Source organism: Rhodoblastus sp. (assembly GCF_041915505.1).
Taxonomy (GTDB): domain Bacteria; phylum Pseudomonadota; class Alphaproteobacteria; order Rhizobiales; family Beijerinckiaceae; genus Rhodoblastus.
In genome coordinates, this window is record NZ_JAYSBG010000207.1 from 1 (window position 1) to 6,383 (window position 6,383).

Sequence of the window (6,383 nt, forward strand, 5' to 3'; positions counted from 1 at the left end):
CAGGGGCCTCGACGTCGTGAGTCTTTGGCGCCTGGGCTTTGGCCTCCTCGATGGCCGCGACTGGCGCGGCTTCGACTTCCAAGGCCGGCGGCTCATAGGCGGGCGGCGGCTCCTCGACCGGGCCGGCCAGCTCTTCCTTGGGCTGCATCCAGCGATAGGCGTCGAGCTTTCCGGTGACCGGGGAAACCGGCGCCCATTGCCGCGACCAATGGCCGTCGGCGATCCAGACCGCGTCATGGGGCGCGCGCGAGCCGCGAGCCAGCCACTCGCGCACCAGACCCTGCGCATTATGTTCGCGCTCTTCCAGCTCGGCCATGATCACGCACATCCGCGCCGTCGGGCGCTCGCCGCTCGCGACCAGCGGGGCCATCGCCGCGCGCGCGGCGGCGAAATCGCGCGCGCCGATCGCCGCCGTTGCGATCATCATCGCGCTTTCCGGGGCCTCGGGCGCGCATTTGGCCAGGGTTTTCGCACGGGCGAGCCGGTCGGAGGCGGAATCGCCATGCCGCATTTCGACATAGGTCCGCGCGAGATCGGGATGAGGCGCCTTTGCGTAGGCGGCTTCGATCAATTTGGAGCCGGCGCGGAAATCGCCGCGGCGCGACAGCAGCCGGCCCAGCAAAGCGGTGGCCGGGACCAGATCGGGCGCCTTTTTTGCCGCCGCGCGCAAGAGCTTGATCGCCCGCTCGGGATCGGTCATCTCGCATTCCATCGCCTGGGCGGTGTCGAGCACGGCCTTCTGGCGGTTGGCGGTTTCCGAATCGATCAGTTTGGCCTTGAGATTCTGGGCGACGCACAGCCGCGCCGCCTCCCAATCGTTCTGCGTGGTGTAGCGGTCGAGCAGGGCCTGGCCCGACCAGCCGAGCGGCGTAATGTTCTGGGCCTCCAGCGCGATCTGATGGGCTCGGTCATGGTCGCCCTGCCGCAAGGATTCGGCGTGCAGGCCGCGCAGGCCGAGCAATTTCGTCTCGGGCTTCTCGGTCATGGCGCGGAACACGCGTTCGGCCCCCGCGCGATCGCCGGCGAGCTGCGCGGCTTGCGCCTCCAGCAGCAGGGTCAGCGGCTCGTGCGGCGCGAGCTTTTTCGCGTCCAGGCTCGCCTTGCGGGCCTTGCGCGCGTCGCCGACGCCGGCGGCGATGATGCCGCGCGCCAGCGCCTCATGGCCCTTGGCGCGCCGCCGCGCCCGGGCAGCGACCGAGACCAGGCTCGGAACATTGAAAATGAAGCGGATCACGCTCCACAGCACGATGGCGGACAAGGCGACGACGCCGAGCCCGGCCAGGGGCGTGGTGTCGATGCGATAGCCGAACCAGGTCAGGGACAGCGAGCCGGGCTGCTCGATGAGGACGCCGAGTCCCAGCGCGACAAGGCCGAGCACGAACAGAAAGACCAGAATGCGGACCATGGGCTCTACTCGAATGCGAAGGCGGCGGCGCGGCGGGCCGCGCCGTCAGAAGGGGCTTCAGCTTTTGGTCTTGGTCAAATTCTGCAGGGCTTCGGCAAGTTCCGCCTTCGCCGCCGCTTCCGCCGCGAGCCGGGCCTGCGCCGCGGTCGCCCAATCGGCGGTCAGAGCGAGCGCGGCGGCCGGCAACTGCTGGCGGTCCGCCAAAGCCTTGGCGAGATCGCCGGCGTGCAGGTCTTGCGTAATCTTGTCGACCTGCTGTTCGGCGGCGTCCTTGTCCGGCGCGCCGGCGGGGCGAATCCGCACGAATCGGCGCGTCTGGGCCTGGATATAGGCCCAGACGGAAGGATGTGCGTCCGGGCTTGGCTTGGCGTCGCTCTCCTTGGGCGCCGGCGTCGCGGCGGCGACCAGTTTTGGCGCAAGCGCGGCAAAATCGGTTGCGAGCCGGCTCGGCGTCGGCGCGGTCAGGCCGGCGCGCAAGGGCGCGAGGCGGGCGGGATTGGCGCCGAAATTTTGCAAGGCCGCGAGCTGGGCGGAAAAATCGTCGCCCTGGCGCAGGGCGGACAACAGGCTTTGCGCCACGACGAGCCGCGCGGCCGCCTCGCCCGCCGCCGAGGCGCTGGCGTCGCGCTCCGAGAGCGTCGCGCGGGCCTCGTCCTTCGGGGCGGATAATTGGGTTTCGACCGCCTGCAATCTTTGGTTCAGACGCTCGATCAGGCTTTGCGTAGCCGCCAGTTTGGCGGCCATTTCGGCGACCGCCTTGTCGGTTGCGGCATTGGCGGCGGGAGCGGGCGCAACCGGCTTGTTCTCCGCTGGCGCGGCGGCGGGGGCCTCGCTTTTCGGCGGCGTCGGCGCAGGAGGCGTCGGCTCGGGCGGCTTCTGGGCGATTCGCGCCGGCGGCTCGGCGGGCGCGGCAGGCTTTGGCGCCGCGATCGGAGCCGCCGTCGTCTGGGCGGTCGTGGCCTCGGGCGCCGCGCCTTGCTGCGCGTTCCAAAGATAATAACCGCCACCGCCCAAGGCGACGGCCCCGATCAGAACGGCGACGGGAACCAGCGCGCCGCCGCGGCGCGGCGCTTCCTCCGCCGGCTGTCCCGGCTCGGCCGGAATCGGTTCGGACTTGCTCTCGGCCGCCGCTGCGGGAGCGGCTTCGATGTCTTCGGACGGCTTTTCGCCCTCGGGCGCGATTTCTGTCGCCTCGCCTTCGATCACAGGCGGAACGTGGTCCCGCGCCGCCTCGTGCAGTTTGGGCTCCATATCGCCAGGTTTGGCGCCCGCGGGGGCAGTCTCTGCGCCTGCGGCGGCTTGGCGCCCGGAATCGGCGTCGTCCGCCTCGGTCTTGCCGCCGTTCTGGTCGCTCATCCGAATTTCCTCGCCAATTCCCACTGTTTTGCGCGCCATTATAGCGGGCGCGCGCGCCGAGGAAACCGGCAATTGGGATTGGACGCTCCTGTCGCGCTCAGGCGCGGATTCAGGCGCTGCCGGCGATCGCGTCGGCTATGGCCACCGTACGCCGCGCCATATCGGCGTGCAGTCGCTCGACCATCTTGCCGTCGATTTGCAGCGCGCCCTTGGCGGCGTTTTCGGGCAGATCGAACACCTCGATGATTTTCCGCGCGAAACCCACTTCGGCTTCTGACGGGGCGAAGACCTCGTTGCAGATCGCGACCTGATTCGGGTGAATCAGGGTCTTGCCGTCCATGCCGAGATCGCGGCCCTGTTCGCATTCGGCGCGGAAGCCGGCTTCGTTGGAAAAATCATTATAGACGCCGTCGACGATTTCCACGCCATGGGCGCGGGCGGCGGCGACGCAGATCGAGAGAAAGGCCAGCATCGACGGACGACCGGGCGTGAGGCGGGCGCGGGTTTCCTTGGCGATGTCATTGGTGCCCATCACCAGAACCGCGAGCCGCGAATTCGGGTCGAGCGCGGTGCGCACGATCGAATCGGCGTTCAGAATGGCGACCGGCGTCTCCATCATCGCCCAGATCTTGGTGTGGTCCGGCGCGCCCGCGTCGCGCAGGGCCTTGGCGGTGACCATGATGTCGCCCGGCGTCGAGACCTTCGGGATGAGGATGGCGTCGGGCCCCGCCTTGGCGGCGGCGATGAGATCGGACTCGCCCCAGGGCGTGCTGGCGCCATTGACGCGAATCACCACTTCGCGGCGGCCGAAGCCGCCCGCCTTCACGGCGGCCACAACCTGTTCGCGCGCGAGATCCTTGACGTCAGGCGCCACGGCGTCTTCAAGGTCGAGGATCAAGGCGTCGGCGGCGATGGTCTTGGCCTTTTCCAGCGCGCGCGCGTTCGAGCCGGGCATATAGAGGACGCTGCGGCGGGGGCGAAGGCTGGTCATGGCGGCTCCATTGCTGGTGAATTTTCGCAGGGCACAATAATCAAGGCGTAACCTTCACGCCATTGTCATTTTGGTGTTTTGGTTTCCGGCGCGCGGTCTTGCGAACAGGCTTGCGGAAGGCAAGGTTTGCTCTTTTTGCCGCGATGCGGCAAAACTCGCTGGTTTGGATGGCTGGCGCGCCCGCGCCGGGATGGGGATCGAATGGGCGAAGCGAATTTTCCAAAACGGCTCGCTGAGGGCTATGAAAATTTTCTCAATGGCCGCTTTCCGCGCGAACGCGAGCGATTCGAGGAGCTGGCCCAGCGCGGCCAGAGTCCGGAAATCCTGCTGATCGGCTGTTGCGATTCCCGCGTCTCGCCGGAACAGATCTTCGACGCCGGCCCGGGCGAGATGTTCGTTTTGCGCAATGTCGCCAATCTGGTGCCGCCCTATAAGCCGAACGACGATTACCACGGCACGTCGGCCGCGATCGAATTCGCGGTCATGGGCCTCAAGGTCAAGCATATCGTCATCATGGGTCACGCCCAATGCGGCGGCGTGAAGGCCTATGCCGAATTGCAGCACGATCCCTATATGCGCCCGCTGGCGCCGGGCGATTTCATCGGCGGCTGGATCAAGCTGCTCGCCCCGGCCGCCGAGAAGATCGGCGCGCCGACCGAGCCCTTGCAAAACTGGTCGGAGCGGCTCGCCTGGGAATCGATCAAGCAGAGCATCGCCAATCTGCGCAGCTTCCCCTATATAGCGACGCTTGAGCAGCGTGGCTGGCTCACCCTGCACGGCGCCTATTTCGGCGTTCGCAGCGGCGAGCTTCTGGCTTTGGACGAAAGCCAGGGGACTTTCCAGCAGGTCGCCGCCGAAACCTATCGGGAAGCGCTCGGCAGCGCGCCGCGGTTCTGAGCCCAACCAAATCTTTCAGTGAGCGCCGCAGTCCGGGTGCGCAGGGATGTTTCAATGAACCGGAAAGGCGCCACCTTCGCCGTGATCGTCATGATGATCGCCATGACGTCCTTCCTCGCGCTGACGCCCGCTTATTATGTCGCGCAGGCCCGGATCGCCGGTTATCGCTATCACGAATGGCTCGCGGCCTGTTCAGAGGCGACGTCCGCGAGCCCCGGCTCTCGGCAGGGCTATGTCTATGACGAGGACGGGCGTCTCGCCGCCGCCGCCTCGCGGCCGAATGCGGGCAATGTGACGATCGTGGTGGCCAGCCCGACCTGGAACGTCTATCGCTATCAAGCGACGGGCGTGGCCGAATGCGGCAATAGCGACGGGCTCTATGTCGCCAGGAAAGCCGGGCTGACGATCTCCGAAAAATAGATTCACTGGCTTTCCAAACGAGCCACGCGGAGCGCTTGCGCAAAACTGTAACAAGTAGTATGTACAGTTTCGTCGAAAAAAGGAGGACGCCATGCCTTTCGTGCGCATCAGTCTAAAGACCGCTCGCTCCGCGCCTGAGCGGCGCGCCATCGCCGACGCCGTTCATCGCGCGCTCGGCGCGGTCGATGTTCCGGTCCAGGATCGTTTCCAGATCATCGAAACCTGCGGCGATGACATGATCGTGGACCCAAATTACCTCGGCATTTCCCGCGACGACGGCGCGCTCTTCGTCGAGATCCATCTCTCGGCAGGCCGTAGCGTCGACAAGAAGCGCGCTCTTTTCCGCGCCCTCGCGGAGAATCTCGAGCAGGCCGGTGTCGAAAAGCGCAATATTTTCGCCCATCTGGTCGAAACAACGCTGGAAAACTGGTCCTTCGGCGACGGAATCGCGCAATATGCGGATCGACCGCCCGCTCATGTCTGAGCTTTTCGAGGTCTCAACATTTGAAGTCCGACCATCCCAAGGCTGACCATCCCACGCGCGAGAAAATCCTGCGCGCCACCAAGGACCTGCTGTGGGAGCGCGGCTTCGACGCCATGAGTCCGCGCGACGTCATGGCGCGCTCGGGCGCGGGGCAGGGCAGCCTCTATCATCATTTCGCAGGCAAGCTCGATCTTGCCTGCGTCGCGCTCGCGGAAATGGCGGCGGAGGAAAAAGCCTCGATCGAGTCGATCTTCGCGCCCGAAAAACCGCCTTTGCAGCGGATCGAGGATTATCTCGCGCGCGAACGCGACGCCCTGCGCGGCTGCCGCATGGCTCGGCTCGCCAATGAAATGGCGATGGCCGAGCCCGAATTTCGCCTCTCCATCGCCGATTTCCTGCAAAGGATCGAGGATTTCCTGGCGCTTGCGTTACGAGAAGCGCGCAGATCCGGCGCTATCGCCGCTGACGCCGACGACAGGGCGCTCGCGGCTCTCTTCCTATCGGCCGTTGAGGGCGGATTCGTTCTCGCCCGCGCGCATTGGGACCCGGAGCGCATGACGCGGGCGCTCGACGGCGCGCGGCAGGTTCTGAACGTCTTGCGCAAATGAAAAACGCCGGGTTTCCCCGGCGTTTGTCTCATCTTTCGCCTTGTGCCTCAGGCGGCCTTGCGCTTGGGGACCAGCAGCTTGCGGTTGATCATCGCCTCGGCGATCTGCACCGCGTTGAGCGCCGCGCCCTTGCGCAGATTGTCCGACACGCACCAGAAGGCCAGGCCGTTCTCCACCGTCGCGTCCTCGCGGATGCGCGAAATATAGGTGGCGTCCTCGCCC

8 protein-coding genes are annotated in these 6,383 nt (G+C 66.3%); 4 read left to right on the top strand and 4 right to left on the bottom strand.

Going from position 1 to position 6,383, the window contains the following annotated elements:
- The 3 genes from ACE3S9_RS12950 to ACE3S9_RS12960 form a co-directional block, all read right to left on the bottom strand.
- A partial coding sequence (locus tag ACE3S9_RS12950; protein WP_374546883.1) for a heme biosynthesis protein HemY occupies positions 1-1,405 on the bottom strand: 1,405 nt, incomplete at its 3' end.
- Positions 1,406-1,462: 57 nt separating this feature from the next.
- On the bottom strand, positions 1,463-2,761 hold the full coding sequence (locus tag ACE3S9_RS12955) for a hypothetical protein (protein WP_374546884.1): 1,299 nt from the start codon (positions 2,759-2,761) through the stop codon (positions 1,463-1,465).
- A gap of 109 nt (positions 2,762-2,870) precedes the next feature.
- Positions 2,871-3,752, bottom strand: a complete 882-nt coding sequence (locus ACE3S9_RS12960) for a CoA ester lyase (protein ID WP_374546885.1) — start codon at positions 3,750-3,752, stop codon at positions 2,871-2,873.
- 201 nt (positions 3,753-3,953) lie between these two features.
- On the opposite strand from ACE3S9_RS12960, the gene ACE3S9_RS12965 reads away from it, so the two are divergent.
- The 4 genes from ACE3S9_RS12965 (at position 3,954) to ACE3S9_RS12980 (ending at position 6,161) form a co-directional block, all read left to right on the top strand.
- Positions 3,954-4,649: a carbonic anhydrase gene (locus ACE3S9_RS12965; protein ID WP_374546886.1), complete on the top strand. Its 696-nt coding sequence runs from the start codon at positions 3,954-3,956 to the stop codon at positions 4,647-4,649.
- 54 nt (positions 4,650-4,703) lie between these two features.
- Positions 4,704-5,069: a hypothetical protein gene (locus ACE3S9_RS12970; RefSeq protein WP_374546887.1), complete on the top strand. Its 366-nt coding sequence runs from the start codon at positions 4,704-4,706 to the stop codon at positions 5,067-5,069.
- A 91-nt stretch (positions 5,070-5,160) separates the two neighbouring features.
- The gene (locus tag ACE3S9_RS12975) at positions 5,161-5,553 is read left to right on the top strand and encodes a tautomerase family protein (RefSeq protein ID WP_374546888.1); all 393 of its coding nucleotides are present in this window, start codon (positions 5,161-5,163) and stop codon (positions 5,551-5,553) included.
- A 20-nt stretch (positions 5,554-5,573) separates the two neighbouring features.
- Positions 5,574-6,161: a TetR/AcrR family transcriptional regulator gene (locus ACE3S9_RS12980; RefSeq protein ID WP_374546889.1), complete on the top strand. Its 588-nt coding sequence runs from the start codon at positions 5,574-5,576 to the stop codon at positions 6,159-6,161.
- A 47-nt stretch (positions 6,162-6,208) separates the two neighbouring features.
- On the opposite strand, the gene ACE3S9_RS12985 is transcribed toward ACE3S9_RS12980, so the two are convergent.
- On the bottom strand, positions 6,209-6,383 hold a 175-nt coding region (locus ACE3S9_RS12985; RefSeq protein ID WP_374546890.1), incomplete at its 5' end, for an Asd/ArgC dimerization domain-containing protein.

Excerpts from the sequence above, each read along its gene's own strand:
- ACE3S9_RS12955 (WP_374546884.1), bottom strand. The coding sequence starts at position 2,761 with ATGAGCGACCAGAACGGCGGCAAGACCGAGGCGGACGACGCCGATTCC.
- ACE3S9_RS12960 (WP_374546885.1), bottom strand. The coding sequence starts at position 3,752 with ATGACCAGCCTTCGCCCCCGCCGCAGCGTCCTCTATATGCCCGGCTCG.
- ACE3S9_RS12965 (WP_374546886.1), top strand. The coding sequence starts at position 3,954 with ATGGGCGAAGCGAATTTTCCAAAACGGCTCGCTGAGGGCTATGAAAAT.
- ACE3S9_RS12970 (WP_374546887.1), top strand. The coding sequence starts at position 4,704 with ATGAACCGGAAAGGCGCCACCTTCGCCGTGATCGTCATGATGATCGCC.
- ACE3S9_RS12975 (WP_374546888.1), top strand. The coding sequence starts at position 5,161 with ATGCCTTTCGTGCGCATCAGTCTAAAGACCGCTCGCTCCGCGCCTGAG.